The 19,976-nt window shown below is 44.2% G+C and carries 14 protein-coding genes; 7 read left to right on the top strand and 7 right to left on the bottom strand.

All coding sequences use genetic code 11. From position 1 onward, the window contains the following. Positions 1-16: 16 nt before the first annotated feature. Positions 17-991, bottom strand: coding sequence for an endonuclease/exonuclease/phosphatase family protein (locus GTQ38_RS01120; RefSeq protein ID WP_161433383.1), 975 nt, complete (start codon positions 989-991; stop codon positions 17-19). Between the two features lie 262 nt (positions 992-1,253). On the opposite strand from GTQ38_RS01120, the gene GTQ38_RS20880 reads away from it, so the two are divergent. The 4 genes from GTQ38_RS20880 (at position 1,254) to GTQ38_RS01110 (ending at position 6,854) form a co-directional block, all read left to right on the top strand. Next, positions 1,254-1,424 (top strand): DUF6747 family protein, encoded by a 171-nt coding sequence (locus GTQ38_RS20880; protein ID WP_238857737.1) that lies wholly within the window; start codon positions 1,254-1,256, stop codon positions 1,422-1,424. Between the two features lie 394 nt (positions 1,425-1,818). Then, on the top strand, positions 1,819-1,989 hold the full coding sequence (locus GTQ38_RS20875; protein ID WP_238857736.1) for a DUF6747 family protein: 171 nt from the start codon (positions 1,819-1,821) through the stop codon (positions 1,987-1,989). Positions 1,990-2,341: 352 nt separating this feature from the next. Then, a complete protein-coding gene (gene dinB / locus GTQ38_RS01115) occupies positions 2,342-3,556 on the top strand; it encodes a DNA polymerase IV (RefSeq protein ID WP_161433382.1) in 1,215 nt (404 codons plus the stop codon). A gap of 259 nt (positions 3,557-3,815) precedes the next feature. Then, positions 3,816-6,854: a DNA polymerase III subunit alpha gene (locus tag GTQ38_RS01110; protein ID WP_161433381.1), complete on the top strand. Its 3,039-nt coding sequence runs from the start codon at positions 3,816-3,818 to the stop codon at positions 6,852-6,854. A gap of 16 nt (positions 6,855-6,870) precedes the next feature. On the opposite strand, the gene galK is transcribed toward GTQ38_RS01110, so the two are convergent. From galK to ppk1, 5 genes are all read right to left on the bottom strand, one after another. Then, a complete protein-coding gene (galK, locus tag GTQ38_RS01105; RefSeq protein WP_161433380.1) occupies positions 6,871-7,989 on the bottom strand; it encodes a galactokinase in 1,119 nt (372 codons plus the stop codon). A gap of 77 nt (positions 7,990-8,066) precedes the next feature. Next, complete coding sequence (locus GTQ38_RS01100; RefSeq protein ID WP_161433379.1) at positions 8,067-9,830, bottom strand: glycoside hydrolase family 36 protein; 1,764 nt, start codon at positions 9,828-9,830, stop codon at positions 8,067-8,069. Positions 9,831-10,297: 467 nt separating this feature from the next. Further along, entirely contained in the window at positions 10,298-11,311 is a 1,014-nt protein-coding gene (locus GTQ38_RS01095; protein WP_161433378.1) for a GntR family transcriptional regulator, read from the bottom strand. 367 nt (positions 11,312-11,678) lie between these two features. Then, positions 11,679-12,773: a sulfatase-like hydrolase/transferase gene (locus GTQ38_RS01090; RefSeq protein WP_238857735.1), complete on the bottom strand. Its 1,095-nt coding sequence runs from the start codon at positions 12,771-12,773 to the stop codon at positions 11,679-11,681. 207 nt (positions 12,774-12,980) lie between these two features. Next, positions 12,981-15,032 carry a polyphosphate kinase 1 gene (ppk1, locus tag GTQ38_RS01085; RefSeq protein WP_161433377.1) on the bottom strand — a complete coding sequence of 684 codons (2,052 nt, stop codon included), beginning with the start codon at positions 15,030-15,032 and terminating at the stop codon, positions 12,981-12,983. A 369-nt stretch (positions 15,033-15,401) separates the two neighbouring features. On the opposite strand from ppk1, the gene GTQ38_RS01080 reads away from it, so the two are divergent. Genes GTQ38_RS01080 through GTQ38_RS01070 form a run of 3 tightly spaced genes read left to right on the top strand, consistent with a single transcriptional unit; the run spans position 15,402 to position 18,665 of the window. Continuing rightward, a complete protein-coding gene (locus tag GTQ38_RS01080) occupies positions 15,402-16,262 on the top strand; it encodes a UDP-2,3-diacylglucosamine diphosphatase (RefSeq protein ID WP_161433376.1) in 861 nt (286 codons plus the stop codon). A 19-nt stretch (positions 16,263-16,281) separates the two neighbouring features. Next, positions 16,282-17,298, top strand: a complete 1,017-nt coding sequence (locus GTQ38_RS01075; RefSeq protein WP_161433375.1) for a glycosyltransferase family protein — start codon at positions 16,282-16,284, stop codon at positions 17,296-17,298. Beyond that, the gene (locus tag GTQ38_RS01070) at positions 17,295-18,665 is read left to right on the top strand and encodes a GH1 family beta-glucosidase (protein WP_161433374.1); all 1,371 of its coding nucleotides are present in this window, start codon (positions 17,295-17,297) and stop codon (positions 18,663-18,665) included. Before GTQ38_RS01075 ends, GTQ38_RS01070 begins: the two co-directional genes overlap by 4 nt. Before the next feature lie 316 nt (positions 18,666-18,981). Here GTQ38_RS01070 and GTQ38_RS01065 read toward each other — a convergent pair whose 3' ends face one another. Beyond that, a complete protein-coding gene (locus GTQ38_RS01065) occupies positions 18,982-19,620 on the bottom strand; it encodes a response regulator transcription factor (protein WP_161433373.1) in 639 nt (212 codons plus the stop codon). Positions 19,621-19,976 lie beyond the last annotated feature (356 nt).

Raw genomic sequence — 19,976 nt, 5'->3', positions numbered from 1 at the left:
GCACTTAAAAGAACACTTACTTTTCGTTTAACACCAATTCAATCGGCAGGTGGTCGCTATAACCATCAGGATCGAAATCGTCCCGGCTTGGCCTGGAAAATCGAATGGGTTTCTGATAGGAACCGCTGGTGAGTTCCGGGTAATTGAGAATTTTAACCGTACTCAGGTTGAAGTCCATTCCGGCCACTTCTGAAAGGATGTGCTTAGAGATGATAAATTGGTCCAGTAGATTGTATTGCGAGCTGAAAACGGTAGTACCCAATTGAGCATCCTGGAAACGGTGCATAAGGTTATACATGTATTTTTTGGTGGTTCGATCACTCTTTACAAGCGCCCGGTTATTATTTGCGAGCAGGTAATCCGTAATGGAGCGGTCTGTGGGATTGTCGTTAAAGTCGCCCATAAGTACAATAGACGCTTCTTCTCCCTGCTCCTCATACATGCGTTCGATCCAGTAAGCGAGGTTTTCCGCTACCATGATCCGATAAGGTTCCGTGCGTAAAACCCCACCGGAACGGGAAGGCCAGTGATTTAATACGAGAAGCAGTTTTTTCCCGGCAGTAGTATTGAGGTGCGCCTGGAAAAGGTCTCGGGTAGGGTTTCTTTTGATGATCCTCAGGCTGAAGGTTCCGGGATCCGGATCGTACATGGCGCGGTCATAGATCAATGCGCTGTCTATCCCGCGTTTATCCGCGCTATCTGAGATCACAAAAGCGTATTCCCTTGAAAGCTCCTGCGTCATTCGTTCTACCAGCAATTCTACAACAAAGGCGTTTTCCACCTCGCAGACGCCAAATATATCCGGCCCCTTTCCTTTATTGAATTGGGTAATAATTGAAAGCAGCCTGGCAATTTTTTGGTCGAGGACTTCCACGGTCCAACCTTCTAATTCTCCTTTTAGGGTATTATTGAGGAATTCACTACGCCTGGGGGAGTTCTCGATATCAAAAAGATTCTCGAGATTCCACCAGTAGATATGATGTTTTATCATTGAAATCAGGGCATTTGATGAGAAATTGACTTCAAGATAATAACTATATCTCAGTAAATGAGCGACTTAACATAATGATAAGAATTAATTGATTTTGAGTAGCGTCCCTCAAATAATCTCTACGAAATACCGATTATTAAGACCTGTGATAAGGTTATTGTAGTTCATCAGGATTTTTCCTGCGTTGGACTAAAATCCGGGCAAAAAAGTAAACCTAGCCCGAATTTTGTAATCTAACTTATGGAATCAAAGATTTGGGATTATGAAGACAATAGTACTTTTAAAAGAGATTTATTTGGATGGATTTAAGAACCTGGGGAGTTACCTGGTAAAGAACTACTTCAAGGCTTTTGCCTGGTTTAGTTTTATGATGTTTTTTGTGGTGTTGTACGCTTTTGTATTCAGGGTTTTTACCGGTTTCGCCTTTGATTAGGCCGCGATATGCCCTGAAGCTAAATTTGGACTGATGAAAAGAAAACCTGATTTTATCGATGTTTTTGTGGTATTGGGATGCCTGTTTGTATCATTTATCGTATTCCTGATAGTCACTGCAGTAGAGATTTCTTAGAAAATACCCTCAGAGCAGGGATATGGGATCCGTCATAGGCTTATGGCGGATCTTTTTGTTTATAGGTTTTTGAAGGGATTTAGACCTTCTTTTTTTACTAAGAAATCAAATAATTTCTACGAAATACCATTTATTGGGGCCTGTGATACAAAGGGTGCAGTTCACCAGAATTTTTCCTGCATTGGACTAAAATCCGGGCAAAAAATTAAACGTAGCCCGAATTTTGTAATCTAACTTATGGATTTAAAGATTTGGGATTATGAATACATTATTACTTTTTAAAGAGATCTATTTGGACGGATTCAGGAACTTGGGTCACTACCTTATTAAAAACTATATGAAGGTATTTGCCTGGTTCAGTTTTGCCTTGTTCTTTATTGCGCTTTACGCGTTTATTTTCAGGGTATATACCGGTTTTGCTTTCGATTAGAACCGCGGATCCTTCCCCTTATCTGCTGAACTCGGATTTTTCCCGGAACCTGCTTTATAACGAATGAATAAAAACGAAACGTTATGAATTCAATCTTGGAAAATTTTAAACGATTTAGTGAAGGACTGGTGTTTGATTATGTGCGAATTGGCGTGATTTGTTATGTGATTATGTCTATAGTATTCCTTTACGTCTATTTAAACTAAAGAAACCACTCTTTTACGACCACCGCGTTAAAATATGACAATGAATACAACACCTTGCTTATGCAGGGTGTTTTTTTGATATTAAATATGGAAAATTTCCATATTTTAGGAAATATTCCATATATTGTCCTTCCTATTAGAATGCCATGCAAAAAACTATTCTCCATATGGACCTGGATACATTTTTTGTGTCCGTAGAACGCCGGCTGGACAGCCGTTTGAACCACAAACCCATCCTTGTGGGAGGTTTGACAGACAGGGGTGTAGTCGCAGCCTGTAGCTATGAAACCCGGGGATATGGTATCCATTCCGGCATGCCCATGAAAATGGCACGGGAGCTCTGCCCCGAGGCTGTTGTTATCAAAGGTAATGCGGGAACCTACAGCAAACATTCGGATGAGGTAACGGAAATCATCAAAGAACAGGTGCCGCTATTTGAAAAGTCGAGCATTGACGAATTCTATGCGGACCTCTCCGGGATGGATCGTTTTTTTGGTTGTTATAAGTATGCCATGGAACTCCGCCAGAGGATTATCAGAGAAACGGGATTGCCTATTTCTTTTGGGATGTCTGTAAACAAAGTGGTCTCTAAAGTAGCCACGAATGAAGCCAAACCCAACAACCAGTTAAAAGTGGATTTTGGGTACGAAAAAGCCTTTCTTGCCCCCTTATCCATTAAAAAGATCCCTATGGTAGGCGATAAAACCTACCAAACGCTTCGAAACCTTGGACTCCGAAAGATAAAGACCATACAGGAAATGCCGATAGACCTTATGCAGAGGGTTTTGGGAAAGAACGGTATTGTGATCTGGAAACGCTCCAATGGGGTGGATAACACCCCTGTAATCCCATTCTGCGACCGGAAGTCTATTTCCAACGAACGCACTTTTGAACGGGATACCATAGATGTGGTAAAACTCAAAGGCATACTCATTGCAATGACCGAGAATCTGGCCTTTCAGTTGCGCAGGGGGCAAAAGCTGACTGCTTGTGTTACAGTGAAGATCCGATATTCGGATTTCAATACCTATTCCAAGCAAATGCGGATTCCCTACACCAGCGCAGACCATATTCTTATTCCCAAGGTCCTGGATCTTTTCCGGCTTCTTTACAATAAGAGGTTATTGGTGCGGCTGATAGGGGTGCGATTTAGTCATCTGGTGTCCGGAAATTACCAGATCAACCTCTTTGAGGATACAGAAGAAGCCCTGAACCTTTATATGGCCATGGATCGTATACGGGAACGCTTTGGAGACAAAAGTGTGATACGGGCTTCCAGTATGGGCGCAAAAACCATCGGCAGGATGCACAACCCCTTTAACGGGCAACCGCCTATTGTGTTGGCGCACAGGAAGCAGTGATCAGTGGGCGGTTTGCAGTTGGCAGTTGGCAGTAAACAGTAAACAGTAAACAGTGAACAGTCCTCCTTCGCTAAAGCTACGGAGGATGAATTCAGTGGGCAGTAGGCAGTGGGCGGTTGGCAGTAAACAGTAATCAGTGAACAGTAAACAGTAAACAGTAATCAGTGAACAGTGCTTGTTTTAACACTTAACACCTAACACTTAAAACCTTAAACTTGATCTTAAACTTAGACTTAAACTTATACCTCCACCAATCATCGTGTACCTGAATTGCCACACATATTACAGCCTTCGCTACGGCGCCTTTTCCGAAATAGAACTGTTGGAATTAGCCCAACAAAATCAGGTGACCCAACTGGCGCTTACCGATATTAACAATACTTCGGCCGGACTGAATTTTGTCCGGAAAGCGAGGGAATACAATATCAAACCCATACTGGGGATCGATTTCAGGAATGGGGTGAACCCTTGTTTCATAGGGATTGCGAAAGACAACGAGGGATACCAGGAGTTGAACGCTTATCTGTCTGAACACCTGCACGAGGAAAAGCCTATCCCGGACCGGGCTCCCCGTTTCCGGAAGGCCTATGTGATCTACCCTTTTGAAACAGTAATGCTGACAGAGCAGTCTGAGTTCTCCGAGCACGAATTCATAGGGGTTTCAATTGCTGATTTAAGACGGCTTCCCTTCTCCAGGCTGATCGCTTATAAAGACCGTTTGGTAGTTCGGCAGCCGGTTACTTTCCGGAATAGGCGTGATTTTAACGCCCACCGCTTACTTAGGGCTATTGATAATAATGTGCTTTTAAGCAAGCTTCCCCAAGAGGAAGTAGGCAATGAAGAAGAGAAAATGTTCCCAGTGGCAAATCTGGCTGCAGCCTATTCCCAATACCCCTTTATCCTTGAAAATACAGAACAACTGATGCAGTCCTGTAGCATTCATTTTGATTTTTCAAAGCAGCGAAAACCTCAGAATCTAAAATCGTACAACAGCACTACGGAAGAAGATGAACAAATGATAGAACGCTTGTGCTACCAGGGAATGCCCTATCGTTATAAAAACCCGGACCAGACCATTCACGATCGCTTGAAAAAGGAACTGGAACTCATTAAAGAGAAAGGCTTTGTATCGTATTTCCTGATCAACTGGGACATTGCCCGGGAGGCCAGGAGGCGCGGATTTTATTATGTAGGAAGAGGAAGTGGTGCGAACAGTATTGTAGCGTATCTACTCAGGATCACTGATGTGGACCCCATTGAATTAGACCTGTACTTTGAGCGTTTTATCAATCTTTTCAGGGCAAACCCACCCGATTTTGATATAGATTTTTCCTGGCGCGACCGGGATGCTATCACCCAATATATATTTGAGCGTTTTGAACACGTAGCGCTTTTGGGTACTTATGTTACGTTTAAAGAACGGGGCATTATCAGGGAATTGGGGAAGGTGTTCGGCCTCCCGAAATCGGAGATCGACTTTTTATGCGAAGGCCATTACAGTGCCTCGGATCTGGATGAAGTATCCTCCCTGGTATTGAAATACGGCAGACTTATCAGAAATATGCCTAACTACCTGAGCATTCATGCCGGTGGGATTTTGATCAGCGAGAGGCCACTTCATTATTTTTCTTCCACCCACCTGCCACCCAAAGGCTTTCCTACCACCCAATTTGATATGGTGATCGCGGAAGATGTGGGCCTGTATAAGTTTGATATTCTGGGACAGCGCGGACTGGCAAAGATCAAGGAAACCCTGCATATACTGTCTTATAACAAGCCTGTGGAATTTGCAAAAGTAGACATCCACGACATCCGGACATTTAAAAAGGATCCGAATATCAATAACCTCATAAAAACAGCACAGTGTATGGGCTGCTTTTATGTAGAATCGCCGGCTATGCGTATGCTTTTAAAAAAATTGCAGGTAGACAATTACCTGGGCCTGGTTGCCGCGAGTTCTATCATTCGGCCGGGGGTGGCTAAGAGCGGGATGATGCGGGAATATATCCTTCGTCACCGGAATGAGGGTAGGGCAGAGAAGGAAGCCCATCCGGTAATGCTGGATATTATGCCCGATACCTATGGAGTAATGGTTTACCAGGAAGACGTCATCAAAGTAGCACACTACTTTGCGGATCTTACCCTGGGCGAAGCAGATGTCTTACGGAGGGGAATGAGCGGAAAGTTCCGGTCACGGGAAGAATTTCAAAAAGTGAAAGACAAGTTTATTTCAAACTGTCGGAAAAAAGGGTATGAAGACAAACTCATTTTTGAGATCTGGAACCAGGTAGCCAGTTTTGCAGGTTATGCCTTTGCCAAAGGGCACTCTGCCTCTTATGCCGTAGAGAGTTACCAAAGCTTGTTTTTACGGGCTTATTATCCGCTGGAGTATATGGTGGCAGTGCTCAATAATGGCGGCGGTTTTTACCGTTCGGAATTTTATGTGCACGAAGCCCGCATGTTGGGAGCTGGCATACACGCCCCCTGCATCAACAAAAGCGAGGCAGCTAACTGCATTTACGGAACAGATATTTACCTGGGATTTATGTACCTGAAGGAATTAGAGTCCAGGGTAATGGAGCGCATTCTTTCCGCAAGGCAGAAAGAGGGGCCTTTTAGCTCCCTGGAAGATTTTTTAGACCGGGTATCCGTTTCCGCGGAGCAGCTGAGCATCCTCATCCGTATCGATGCTTTTCGCTTTACCGGGATCAACAAACACCGACTGTTGTGGCAGGCCCATTTATTGATCTCCAAGGATTTATTGCCTGATCACCCAAAACTGTTTCCTCCGGAAAGAAACAATTTCAAGATCCCGAAATTATATACTACGGACCTTGAAACCGCTTTTACCCAACTGGAGTTATTGGGCTTCTGTTTGCGCAGCCCTTTTGATCTTCTGGCCACCCCACCTGTAAATAAGAATGGCTGCCACAGTCTGCCGGAATACCTGGACAGGTATATCGATATTTACGGTTATCTGGTCACTGTTAAGAACACCAATACCCATAGCGGGAAACGAATGCATTTTGCCACCCTGGTAGACCAGTTCGGAGAGGTTTTCGATACAGTGCTTTTTCCTCCCGTGGCAGCCAAATACCATTTCAGGGGCAGGGGTATCTACCGCTTTTACGGGAAAGTTGTCAGTGAGTTTGGCTTTTTGAGCATAGAGGTCTTAAAAATGCAGAAGCAAGATTATATCCCGGATCCGCGGTATGCGGAAATGAAAACCGCCACCAGAAGGTTACCGGAAAGAGGGAGGAATATAAAAAAATCCAATGCTGAAGCGGGCCCAGCCTAAGGATAATTCCGGGTTTTTATACTGCAGAGGTCCCGTCTGCCAGGATTCCATCGAAGCTGCTTAGCCTGATACCGAATTGTTTAAAATAGGCCTCTGAAATCGATTCGACATAAGCGTCAGCAACATCCTCTCGCACCAGGTTTATGGTGCATCCTCCAAATCCTCCACCCATTTGCCTTGCACCCAGGACTCCGTCGTAATCCTTCGCAAAATCCACCAGATAATCCGTTTCCTCACAACCGATCTCGTACAATTTACTCAGGCCGTGATGCCCTTGGTAAAGTAGCGTTCCCAACAGCTCCGGTTCGTTGTTCTTAAGCGCATCAGCAGCACCGAGAACCCTTTGGTTTTCTTCTATAATAAATTTACATCGCCGGTAAACCGTATCGCTCATCTCCCCCTTACAAGCCTGCAGGAGTTCGCTGTTGGCATCCCGGAGGGAGTTAACAGACGGCTCTTTTTTTTGGAGTATGGCAACCCCTTCTTCGCATTCTTTCCGCCGTGTATTGTATTCACTACTGGCCAGATTATGCGTTACATTGCTGTTGAGAAGTACCAACTTATAAGGTGATAGTACCGCAGGGATATAAGTGTGTTTCAGGCTTTTGCAATCCAGTAGGATCACATGATCTGCCTTGCTCATTACAGAAGCGAACTGATCCATTATACCACATTGTGTGCCTACGTACAGATGCTCGGCATCCCGGGAGAGCGTAATAATATCCATACTGGAAAGGCCCAGATCAAACAACTCATTAAGCCCGAAAGCCATCCCGCATTCCAGGGCTGCTGAGGAACTAACTCCGGAACCTACTGGTAGAGTGCTGGATATCTCACAATCAAAGCCACGTACTTTGTTCGTTCTTTTAGAGATCTCATAAAGAACGCCGAGAATGTAATTTTCCCATTCGTTCTCACTGGGTTCAATGAGCTTGAGGTCAATTTGGAATGAGGTATCGTAGGTAAGACTGCGGACCTTGCAGTCGTGGTCTGTGCCGTTGCGCCTGAATTGGAAGGTGATCTTCTTGTCTATAGCCGTTGGCAAAACAAATCCCAGATTGTAATCCGTATGTTCCCCTATGAGATTGATACGGCCCGGGGACGCCACGGTAAGTTCTGGAGTAAAAGGCTTCATTTTACCTGCAATTAAATGGTTTGGGATCCTGAGAAGTCTAAATTAGGAACTACAACTTGCTTACCAAAATATCAGGCTTACAATTGTTCGAGTTGTACAATGCCACAGGGAGGAACTGGCATGGAAATGACCCCCTGGTTCAATAGTATCTCATCTTCCGCCCAAACATTTCCGGTACAGTCGTAGATCAGGCGGGAATACCTGCCATAACTTTCCGCGCAATGGATCACAATGGAATCGGAAAGCTGGGCGTTCAGCAGGTGGATGTTTGGATCGGGGTCGCTTATTTTGACCAGATGTGGCTCGTAAATCCCGATTATGGTATACCCATCCTTTCTGCATTGCAGTACGGGATAATTTGCCAATGGTGCCGTAGGGGTAAAGGCACCTTCCAGCAGCACCTTGGAATACGTATTCCAGTAGCCGGTAAAAAAAGCGATCATACGCATGTGAGACGCCGGGGTATTCTGAAGCATTACAGATAGCTGAGGCACCCCGAAAAACGTATTCATCATATGCAGAGCGGCCACCTCAAGGGGCTCTTCTTCATGCCAGGTCACCATATCGGAATGAACGGCTGTTGAGCCACAGAGCATTTTAATATCCGCAATCCGGACCCGGTTCATTGTCGGGTCTCCAGGGCAATCAAAAGCGCGGAACATATTGCCGTATTTGCGCATGGCCGGGCCGGTATATTTCTGACGAAATTCGATGAATACCTCCGGGTTTATGCGCTTTAAGGTGTTCATTACATCGGTTAGCAGCCGGTCTACTGCCTCGTTTATTGAGGCGTAATCCCTGCCATTTTCCTTGTTCAGCGGGGTGTCCGCATACCGCTTAAAATCGTCTATAAAATCGAGCTTGAACCCATCCAGTTTCCATTGGCTGAGCGCTTCGGCATAGATGTCAATCAGGTATTCCCTGACCTCCGGAAACCTGGGGTCAAATACCGGGGCCCAGCGGTGGTTTTCAGTCAGGAATTTACCTTTGAATTTTTGATAAGCGATGGATTTTTTACCGCAGAAGGGCACGGAATACCAGAGGGCCACCTTCATCCCAACGGCTTGCAGCTTTGCCACGTAATCTGCCATGTCCGGTATGCGTTCTGGCCGCCAATCCCCGGTGTAATCATATCCCCTGTTAGAATCACTGGTTTGCCAGCCATCGTCAATAATAACCACCTCGTACCCCAGATTACGGGCAAGTTTGCATTCCTCCAGCAGTACTTCCTGATCCAGATCCTGGTGAAACTGATACCAGGTAGAATAGAGCGGTTTTTTCGCGATTTCCGGGACATAAGCGGGCTTAAGGTTTTCGAGGGATTTCCACCATTCGGAAACCTCCTTTAAGGCCGTGGAAAAATGTAGCCTTCGATAGTCCAGATAGATCCGGGCTTTAAAATTCCTTAGTGGTTTGGCACATTCGGAGAAAAAGCTAATGTGGCAATAGAAACAATTGTCCTCTTCCCTTAGTCGGGCATTCATTTCCAGTTTGTTGATCGCGTTGGAACATGCGAAAGTGAGCACATTGGAATCGTCATGACCATACAGGTTAATAACCGGAGCATCAATGGAAATTCGGGACTCCATATTTTCTAACTCCCAATCAGCCTGAATCCGCTTAGCAAAATCGGTGGTGGGCTTCCAGACCCCTTTGACATTTACAGCAGGGATCTTCCATTGTAAGCTAATCGGATCGGGGATCACCGCTTTGTCTGAGTTTACTTCAAATTCGTATATCGCCAGACCGTCCCTCTCGCTAACCGTACTAAGGGACGTTCTGATATCCTTCCGAGGATTCAAAACGGCAATTTTAGCTATTTGTACGGAATCAACGCTCATTTTTAAGGGCCTTTGGATTGGCTACTACATTACGAAGATCGCTATTCTAAGTAGACGTTTATGTTAACCTGGGTCACCTCTTAATAAAAGCCAAGCAAACGACTCTTACTTGGCTTTTATACAACTAACCTGAAAAACTCAAACCTAACTAAACTTCAAAACAAACCGAAAGCGCGATGCATCCTCAGTAAAATTTAAACCGATTCGCATCCTGTGCAATTTGTTTAGTCGAAAAGATAAGCTTGGGTAGCAAGGAGACAGTTAATGGTTGAAAGATTATCCTGGTTTCCAAGGCTTTTGATCATTTCAATATTTTCCTGCTCATGCATACTATGATACACTATGCTACTTTACAAAAGTAGATCAAAACCTGTTAAATTAAAAGTATATTTTTAAAAAATTTATAAATAATTAAAAATAAATTGAAAAACTTTAGAGATTTGATAAATTGAAATGAGAGGAAAAAATTATAGAGAATGTCTATTGATCAGTTCCATAGGCATGATGATCTGTGTTTTCTGCTCTCCTTTAATATGGTCTGCGGCCATTTTGGCCATATGTTTAAAATTGGTAGAGATGGTTGTAATGCCTCCGAATACGATTTCTTTGACAAGGTGATCATCGTGAGATAATATGCCAATATCTCTACCTACCTGGTACTCCTTATTCTGGCAATCCTTGAGTGCATCCCAGATATAGGCGTCGCTTACAAAAAAGTAGAGGTTTCCCTTTTGAATGCTACCCAGCTCATATTTCTCTAAAACTTCTCCGTCTATATCATAGTCCGATACAAAGCGGTTAAAAGCATGTAGCATACCTTCCGGTTCATCGCTTGAACCTCCAAAAATCAGGATGAACTTGCTGTAGTTTCGGATGTCTGGAAGCAATTCTACCAGTCTGGCGTAGGTGCTCTCCTCAAACTCCTGGGAAATATAGGAATAGCTTTCCGGCATCGGGATGTAGCGGTCTACGATCAGTAGTTTCTCAGGGGGCAGATCGCTAAGCAATTGAACAGATCTTTCCCCTGGAATGGGTGCGACGACATATTTGCCATATTTACCCTGAATGTTGGAAAAAATGGTCTCGAATACCTCCGGATTGTTGTGATGAAAAAACACATCTATCTGAAAGCGTTTTCCCAGTTCGGTTCGGAAGGTATTGTAGAACTCTTCCTGAAAACGGTGGAACGCGAACAGTAGTAAGGCAATCCTGAGGGTAACCCTGGTTTCTTCGCTAATGATGAAATAACCCTTGAGTTTTTTGGATTCTACCAGCCCCCTGTCTTTAAGCTCCTCATAGGCCTTGACTATGGTTTTTCTGGCGTACCCCAGTTCATCGACCATATTGTTAATGGAGGGTAGTTGATCCCCACGTTGCAAAAGTCCATCGTCAATAGCCGCCATCACACCCTGAACCAGTTGTTCGTGTTTCAGAAGGTTATGATATTCCTTGAGCTTAAGGATCTTATCAATTAAAGACATAAATAAAACTCTTTAGACTTTACTTAGGATTATGAAGCTGGTCCTCGTTTCCGGGGGAGATCGATGTGCTATAAGTAGGGCTGCATAAAGATATAAAAGATTCCTTATTCAGGCCGGTGGCCAAGCTGAATTGCACTCTTATTTTTTGGCAGTATTGCTGTTCTCCTTACTCAAAAAATTCTGTTTCAACGCATTGCGGTAACAAGATTTTTACGCCAATAAAAAACCGGTATGAAATGGGGCACACCGGTTTTACCAAACTAAACTAACTCAAACTAAGACTTATGAGATTGAAGTCCTGGGGCAAAAGTCGCTTCTTTTTTTTCGTCCCGGGTTAACATAGTATTATCTAAATCAAAAGCTTAGGTTAGGACCGAAATATTGGGAGGAGCTTGGCGGATTTATCAGAATTTTCAGGGCTTAAACCCAGGAGTTTTAACACAGTAGGAGCTATTTGATCGCTATAAAGTTGTTCCTCCTTTTGGGATTCGCCTACCGGCTGGATTTGTTTGCCGAAAGCTATTATCCAGACCTCCCCGGCATCCTTAATCTTAGCACCGTGATGTCTCCAGGTTTCAAGGGGCTCGGTGCCCCGGCCGTGATCAGTTGTAATAATAAATGTTGTCCGGTCTTTATAAAATGGATCGGCCTGAACAAAGTTCCACAGTTTTTCTATGAACTTGTCGGTATTGTTGGCAGAATTCAGATAGGCTTCGTAATTGCCATCATGAGCAAAATCATCCGTTTCCCCATATGCGATATACACAAATTTGGGGTGACTTTTCTTCATATATTCCATGGCGTAGTGGTGTGTAAAGGCGTCCAGGCGAACGCTGCCCCAGGGGCTGGGGATCTGCGGCTGCAACACGTTGAGGAATTTTTCGCGTTCGGTTAGCTTCGGCCCCTGGGCTGTTTCAAACCCGGCATTTACTGGAACCCCGGATCGCGATTCGTTTACGATGTAGGGAAATACATCCCAACTCGCGAAGGCCGCGACTTTACCCGCATAATTACTGTCCTTATTTGCAATTTCCAGAATGGTGGTATTCGGGTTATTGATCTTGTCGTTGCTGTTAATCCTTTTGTCGTCGGCCGTTCCTGTCAGAATCTCATTATATCCGGGATATGAGAACCACATGCTGTTGGTAAGGTCTACTTTGCTTCCCAGTTCCCTGTTACCATGTAAACGGCCAATACGGGTTACTTCACTCCAAAAGAAGGGCATCAATGCTTTTCTTCTTTCTTCCGGGGAATCCCTCCAGAAACGCTTTTTTAGTTTTAAGGTGTCATGGACGTACTCGCTGTTAGCCATAAGTTTGGGGTCTGCTCCGCTAAAAAGCTCCTGCCATCTCAGGCCGTCTAGGGTGATCAGTACGACCTTGTCGGATTCATTGGTTTGAGAGATCCCACTGGCCATCATAAACAATAAAATTCCGAGGAGTAGAATGTTTTTTTTCATCATGCTATGGCGTTTATTTTTAAGAATGCTTCTTTCAGGCACTGACGCCTTATTAGGTTCATCCTCCGAATAACAAAAGATATGGTAATTAAAGGGCACTCTACTGGCAAGTATTATACCAAGACCTCACAGGCAAGATTTGTTTCTTTAAAGTTATAAGATTGTTGTCAGACTAATAAAGTATAGGCTTATTAATGCTATTCGCATGCCTTAAACGCCTGTCAGATAATCATATATTTCATATTGTGAACGTAGGGTAATCTTATGGTTACTATCGGTTTCTTCAATTTGGGTCAGGCGATCATCGCCAATAGTTCTCGCTTTGACATTATCTTCCATCTGCAGCATCAGGATATCCTTTAATTCGGTAAAAATACGCCTGTCCAATAGAGGGGTTAAAACCTCAATGCGCTTTTCAATATTCCTCAGCATCCAGTCCGCGCTACCCATGAACATGATCTCTTCCCCCTTATTGTGGAACAGATAGATCCTTCCGTGCTCCAGGTACCTGTCTACAATACTGCTTACCCGAATATTCTCGCTCATCCCCTCTACGCCTGGAATCAGGCAACAGATCCCGCGGACCAGGAGTCGGATCTTTACTCCTGCCATGCTGGCCTGGTATAACTTATCTATCATTTTCCGGTCCTCCAGGCTGTTCATTTTTGCCGTGATCTTTGCCGGAAGTCCTAATTTGGCATTTTGGATCTCCTGGTCTATCAGTTCCTCAAAGCGGGTCCTGCTGTTAAAAGGAGAAACTATGAGTTTATTAAACAGCACATCTTCCTTTGGATATTCGAAAAACCGGAAGACCTTAGCAAGGTCGGAAGTAATTTCCTCATCGGCTGTAAACAGTCCGTGATCACAGTAAATTTTAGCTGTTTTTTCGTTGAAATTCCCCGTACCAATGTAGGCGTAATTCACAGATTTTCCCTGCTCCTTTCGCTGAATTAGCAATATCTTGGAATGTACTTTGATTTCCTTGAAACTGTAGAGCACTTTGGCTCCATGGGCCTGGAACTCCCTGCCCCACTCAATATTGTTTCCTTCGTCAAACCTGGCTTTGGCTTCAACAAAGATGGTTAGCCGAATACCCCGGCTCAAGGCCTTTAACAGTAGTTTACCCAATGCGGATTCTCTGGCAACCCGGTATAGGGAGATATTGATTGCCGTAACTTCCGGGTCTTCAGTTGCCTGTCTGACCCATTCCAACAACGTTTCAAAAGATTGATAAGGGTAATGGGCAATCTGATCGTTTGCATGTATCAGACTAAAAAAGTCTTCCCCCTTTTTTAGTTTGGGGTGGGGAAGTGCCGGTTGATCTTCGTAAAACAAGGCCGGATCAGCTAAGGGTCGCGGAAAACCAAAGAAATCGCTGAAATTGTGAAAGCTTCCTCCAGGTATCATATCCACCTTTCCCAGCTGCAGTAACTGCCGTAATTCCTTCTGCAGTGCTTTTGGCATTTTGCTATCGTACAATAGGCGCGTAGGCTGTCCTGCCTTTCTTTGCTTTAAGGAATTCCGGATTTGAATTACCAACTCCGGTTCCAGGCTATCGTCCAGGTAAAGTTCCGCGTCCCTGGAGACCTTTATCTGGTAACAGGCTTTTAGCTTCCGCCCTTCGGAGAATATGCGGCTTAGGTTATCCTTCAGGATATCTTCCAGGAAGGTGTGATGGAATTCATTTTCGGGCGATGGGATCTCAATGAACCTCGGGTGTTTGGAAACCGGGACCTTTATGAACTCCAGTACATCAACCTCTTTAAAGCTTACAACCAGGTAAAGCCGGCCGTCTTCAAAGAAAAGTGGATTGAGGTTTTCACTGGATGTTATTGAAAGATCCGGCCGCAGGTTTTGCTCGTAAAACGCTTTTGAGAACTCCCGCTGATCTCTGCTGAATTTGATGGATGGTGTCAGAAAAATTCCGTACTTAGCCAGTTCTGGCAGTACGCTCTTCCTAAAGACTTTCCCAAAAAGCGCTTGTTGGTCATTGACGATCTTTAGGATCTTGCGCAGGGTTTTGTTGGGCCTGAAAGCCAGTCTCCGTCGTAACGCTTTGTCTATTTTTTTTATTTGCCGCAGTCTTGAAACACGTACTTTAAAGAATTCATCCAGGTTCGATGAGAAAATTGCCAGGAACTTTAGTCGCTCGTATAATGGTGTTTCTTCATTTGCTGCTTCCTGTAAGACCCTGGAATTAAATGCCAGCCAGTCTATATCCCGATTTCTATAGCGCTTTTTTTCAGGGGATTGAATTTCCATCTCGAATTTTTTATAAAAATACGATTCCCGTCAGCCTGTTCTTTATCTAAACGTTAAATGAAAATGAGAATAGCAGCTATACCAGGTTCGGTCAGAGTTTTGCTCATTCTACTGCCTGCTAGCTCCTATAGGAGGTTTGGGACGATATGATAAATCAGGTAACAATCTGATAACTATCATTTAATGCAATGCTTACGATTGAGTAATCTTGAAATTTTAATCTTTGAAAACCACAATTTCCAATTCAATGAAAATTACTTCATTTTCGTTGTTTTCATTACTCAAGCGTTATCGCATTTCTCTCTTGAGGACATACAGTTCTCCCCTGAAATTTAAGAAAATCAGAAAGAAAACACCTGTTCCTATTTCATGAAAAAAAGAAACGTAGACATTGTAGTGATCTCCGATGTGCACCTGGGCACTTACGGTTGTCACGCCAAGGAGCTTTTGCGTTATTTGAAGTCCATAAAGCCCAGAAAGGTCATCCTTAACGGGGATATTGTGGATGTTTGGCAGTTCAGCAAGCGGTATTGGCCTAAATCACATATGAAAGTGGTAAAGCTTTTGATGGATTGGATAGCGAAAGGAGTGAAGGTCTATTATATTACAGGCAACCACGATGAAATGCTTCGCAAGTTTGTCGGATTCAAACTGGGCTCTTTCAAAATTGTAAATAAGGTATTATTGCCTGTAAACGGCAAAAAGGCCTGGATATTCCACGGAGATGTTTTTGACGTAACCATGCAGCATTCCAAATGGATCGCGAAGTTGGGAGCCGTGGGTTACGACATGCTGATACTGCTGAATCGCGCCGTGAACTTTTTCAGCATGAAACTAGGGTATGGCAAGTTATCCATGTCCAAGAAGATCAAGAACAGTGTCAAATCCGCAGTTAAATTCATCAACAATTTTGAAAAGATCGCGGCTGATATCGCCATAGAAAACGGATATGATTATGTTGTTTGCGGACATATTCACCAGCCGGAGATCAAAGAAATAGCCACGGAGAATGGCAGCGTAACCTACTTAAATTCAGGAGACTGGATAGAAAATCTTACGGCTCTTGAATACCACAAAGGCAGTTGGAGTCTGTACCACTACGAAGAAGATGTGCGCGTAAAAAATCAGGCGGAAGTATCTTCGGTAAGAGAGGAGGTGCTAGAAAACAGTGAGTTGTTCCAGAACCTGGTCCAGGAATTCCATTTAGGGCATTTAAAGAGAGGAAAATAGTGCACTTTAAGGCGAATACATGAAAGTTCTTTACGCTATTCAGGGTACCGGGAACGGTCACCTGAGCAGGGCCAGGGATATTATCCCTTTGCTACACAAGAAATCAATAGACCTGGATATACTTTTAAGTGGTACCCAGGCAGATGTGCAGATCCCATACCCCATAAAGTACCGTTTTCAAGGCCTTAGTTTCATTTTTGGGAAACGGGGTGGAGTGAATATGTGGCGTACCTATCTAAAGGCCAATACCCGGCGTCTACAGGCGGAGGTGAAAAGCCTGCCTGTGCAGGAATACGATCTGATCATCAACGATTTTGAACCGGTTTCCGCCTGGGCCTGCAAGTTGGCCGGTAAGGAATGTATAAGTCTGAGTCACCAGGCCGCGGTTCTGGCACCGGAAGCTCCATTACCCAAAAAGAGCGATCCTTTGGGCAGACTGATACTAAGGAAATACGCCCCGGTTACCAAACGATTTGGCTTTCACTTTCAGGCATATGCTCCAAATATCTTTACCCCTGTGATCAGGCAGGATATTCGCAACGCAAGCCTTAGTAATGGAGATCATTATACCGTATACCTACCGTCATATAGCGATGAGAAGATCATCAAGATGCTATCAAAATTTAAGAAAGTTTCCTGGCAGGTGTTTTCAAAACACAGCAGGGATCCTTTTGTCCGGAAGAATGTCAGCCTGCAACCTATTACCAATGAAGCCTTTATTAAAAGTATGGCCTCCTCCAGGGGAGTGCTATGCGGTGCTGGTTTTGAAACTCCGGCCGAGGCGCTCTTCATGAAGAAAAAGTTATTGGTAATCCCAATGAAAGGCCAGTATGAGCAGCAATGCAATATGGCCGCGTTAAAAAAAATGGGAGTACCAGTGATCAAGACCTTTAAAGCCAAGCACCAGGACAAGATCCGGAAATGGCTGGAGGATGATCGCATCGTAGAAGTGAACTACCCGGATATCACTGAGCAGGTCATAGAACTTGTTCTAAGTGAAGCTCCGAACTACCAAAAACCGGCAGTTTCTGTATGAAGGAGCCGGCCTTTTCCAAACCGTTTGAACTGAAAAGAAAAGATTTTGGCGAAGGGTTCAAATGGGGAGTGTCTACCGCTGCTTACCAGATAGAAGGTGCTTTTAACCAGGACGGGAAGGGAGCTTCTATCTGGGATACCTTTACCGCCGAGGAAGGCATGGTTTACAATGGGGAGCACGGCAGAGTAGCCTGTGATTTCTACCATCGCTATAAAGAGGATATTGATCTGATGAAAGGGTTGAATATCCCCAATTTCCGGTTTTCCCTTTCCTGGGCCCGAATTTTTCCTCAAGGTACCGGAAATATAAACAGTAGGGGTCTGGATTTTTATAATCGTCTGATCGATTACTGCCTGGAGCAGGCGGTAACTCCCTGGGTAACGTTATACCATTGGGACCTTCCGGAAGATCTTGAAAAACAGGGAGGTTGGACAAACAGGGACATACTGGCCTGGTTCGAAGAATACGCCTATTGCTGTGCGAAAAGTTTTGGCGATAGGGTAGAAAATTGGATGGTGCTGAACGAGCCCATGGTGTTTACGGGAGCGGGCTACTTTTTGGGAGTACATGCTCCTGGCCGCAAAGGACTAAAAAGCTTTTTGCCTGCGGCGCATCATGCTGTACTGTGCCAGGCCAAAGGAGGGAATGTTCTGCGGGAGTCAGTGCCCCAAAGTAATATTGGTACCACATTTTCCTGTTCGCAGATCACCCCTTTCTCGGAATCCTCTGCAGATCTGAAAGCTGCTGTAAGGGCTGATGCGCTATTGAACCGATTGTTTGTAGAACCCAGCCTTGGGTTGGGATACCCGGTAAAAGATTTACCGGTACTCCGCAAAATGGAAGAATACACCTTGGCCGGGGACCTGGCCCAAAGTACTTTTGATTTTGATTTTATCGGCATACAGAATTATACCAGGGAAGTGATCAAATACAGCTGTTTTGTTCCCTATTTAAGGTCAAAGGTGATCAAAGCGACAGACCGCGATGTAAAGACCACCCTGATGGATTGGGAAGTATATCCTCCCAGCATTTACCATATGATCCGACAATTCAATACTTACGAGGGTATCAAAAAGCTGATCATCACTGAGAACGGAGCTGCTTTTGAGGACGAGTTAAAGAATGGCAGGGTAAGAGATACAGACCGCCTAAATTACCTGAAAGATCATATTGCTCAGGTACACAAGGCCAGATCTGAGGGAATGAAGGCAGAAGGATATTTTGTGTGGACCTTTACGGATAACTTTGAGTGGGCAGAAGGATACTATCCCCGTTTTGGGCTGGTGTATACGGACTTTAAGACCCAGGATCGTATTGTAAAGGCCTCGGCCCAATGGTACTCGGAATTTTTAGCTGATGAGGACTAAAATATTAAAATAAAAAAACCCCGACGATTCTGTCGGGGTTCGCTACAGTCTGGATGCCCTACAAGTTCTGACGTAACCCTACTTGCAGGCAGCCCGACAATCCCATTTTAAACCATCGATGGCACTGAAAATCCTGAGCAGCCTTCCGTTCAAATCAGCCGTTGTTGCCGGCGCTATGGCCACGACCTTCAGCATATGCTGAGATTTGATTTCCGGTATTTCACAACTTTCCGATGGTTATTCTGGCCTAGCAATAAGTCGGTTAAGCTATAGCGTCTAAGCCGGAATGGGACCTGTCTGAAGGAGTAGTTTTACGTCATATCGCTATGGCATTATCCAACTCCCTCAGCTTGCTTAGCGCCTCTGATTTTGAGTTAACATTGAGTTTTAAGTATATATTCTGTATATGAAAATTAATGGTACTTGGGGTTACAAATAGTTTATCAGCAATGGTCTTATAGGTTGCACCCTGGCTGAGGTAATCAATGATCTCATTCTCTCTTTCGGAAAATGAATTATAGGATTTTCTGCGGAACATGGAAATGACCTTTCTGGCAATATCGTTGCTCATCGCTGCACCTTCATGTCTAACGGAATTCAAAGCGCGTAAAAGGCGTTTTTTATCCAGTGGTTTGGTAAGAAATCCGTTAGCTCCTTCCTTGAAAGCTTTCTTGATCACTTCAAAATCACTTTCTTCATTGATCATCACAATCTTGATCTCCGGAGATTTCTGCCTGAAAAGGCTTATTCCGGTAATACCTGATTGCTCCGGAAGTTCTACTTCGGTAACAATAATGTCTGGCTGTACCTGTTCTATTTCGGCCAGGGCTTCCGCTACAGAGCCATAGATACCTTCAAGAGAATAATCAAGGTAGGTTTCAAAATAGTTTTGGTACGCTTCATGAAATCGGGGGTCATTATCGATAACGATAATTTTAACATGATTTGTTTTCATATCAAAAAGAATTTGGGTTGTATTTTTCTTGTGGACCTCCCTTAACAGGAGCTCCTGAGTTTTAATGTCGGGGCATACTTATGGCTGTCAGTCGCTTTTAGAGCAACCTCCTTGACCATAAGTTGAGGCAGAAGAAACCTTGGCATTGATGCTAATCATCAATTGCTTGAGCAAAATAAAATAGATGTGAAAAACCCGGGGGTCTACTCCCTTAAAGTTTTAGAAGCACAATGCTAAGGTGCCTTGCTGTCTCAATAAGATCTGAATACTTCTAAATGACGTAAACTAGGTTTCGAGAAAGTTTTTTGAAAAGGGTTGGAGAACAGAACCTTTCCGAATTGAAAGAAGCGGGTTGG

Source organism: Poritiphilus flavus (genome assembly GCF_009901585.1).
Classification (GTDB): domain Bacteria; phylum Bacteroidota; class Bacteroidia; order Flavobacteriales; family Flavobacteriaceae; genus Poritiphilus; species Poritiphilus flavus.
The sequence above is the reverse complement of the archived record's forward strand: the minus strand, read 5'-3'. Positions and strand labels throughout refer to the sequence as shown.

Coding starts and splice junctions, on each gene's coding strand:
- GTQ38_RS01080 (WP_161433376.1), top strand. CDS start 15,402: ATGAAAAAAAGAAACGTAGACATTGTAGTGATCTCCGATGTGCACCTG.
- ppk1 (WP_161433377.1), bottom strand. CDS start 15,032: ATGGAAATTCAATCCCCTGAAAAAAAGCGCTATAGAAATCGGGATATA.
- GTQ38_RS01095 (WP_161433378.1), bottom strand. CDS start 11,311: ATGTCTTTAATTGATAAGATCCTTAAGCTCAAGGAATATCATAACCTT.
- GTQ38_RS01075 (WP_161433375.1), top strand. CDS start 16,282: ATGAAAGTTCTTTACGCTATTCAGGGTACCGGGAACGGTCACCTGAGC.
- GTQ38_RS01065 (WP_161433373.1), bottom strand. CDS start 19,620: ATGAAAACAAATCATGTTAAAATTATCGTTATCGATAATGACCCCCGA.
- GTQ38_RS01090 (WP_238857735.1), bottom strand. CDS start 12,773: ATGATGAAAAAAAACATTCTACTCCTCGGAATTTTATTGTTTATGATG.
- galK (WP_161433380.1), bottom strand. CDS start 7,989: ATGAAGCCTTTTACTCCAGAACTTACCGTGGCGTCCCCGGGCCGTATC.
- GTQ38_RS20880 (WP_238857737.1), top strand. CDS start 1,254: ATGAAGACAATAGTACTTTTAAAAGAGATTTATTTGGATGGATTTAAG.
- GTQ38_RS20875 (WP_238857736.1), top strand. CDS start 1,819: ATGAATACATTATTACTTTTTAAAGAGATCTATTTGGACGGATTCAGG.
- GTQ38_RS01100 (WP_161433379.1), bottom strand. CDS start 9,830: ATGAGCGTTGATTCCGTACAAATAGCTAAAATTGCCGTTTTGAATCCT.
- GTQ38_RS01120 (WP_161433383.1), bottom strand. CDS start 991: ATGATAAAACATCATATCTACTGGTGGAATCTCGAGAATCTTTTTGAT.
- dinB (WP_161433382.1), top strand. CDS start 2,342: ATGCAAAAAACTATTCTCCATATGGACCTGGATACATTTTTTGTGTCC.
- GTQ38_RS01070 (WP_161433374.1), top strand. CDS start 17,295: ATGAAGGAGCCGGCCTTTTCCAAACCGTTTGAACTGAAAAGAAAAGAT.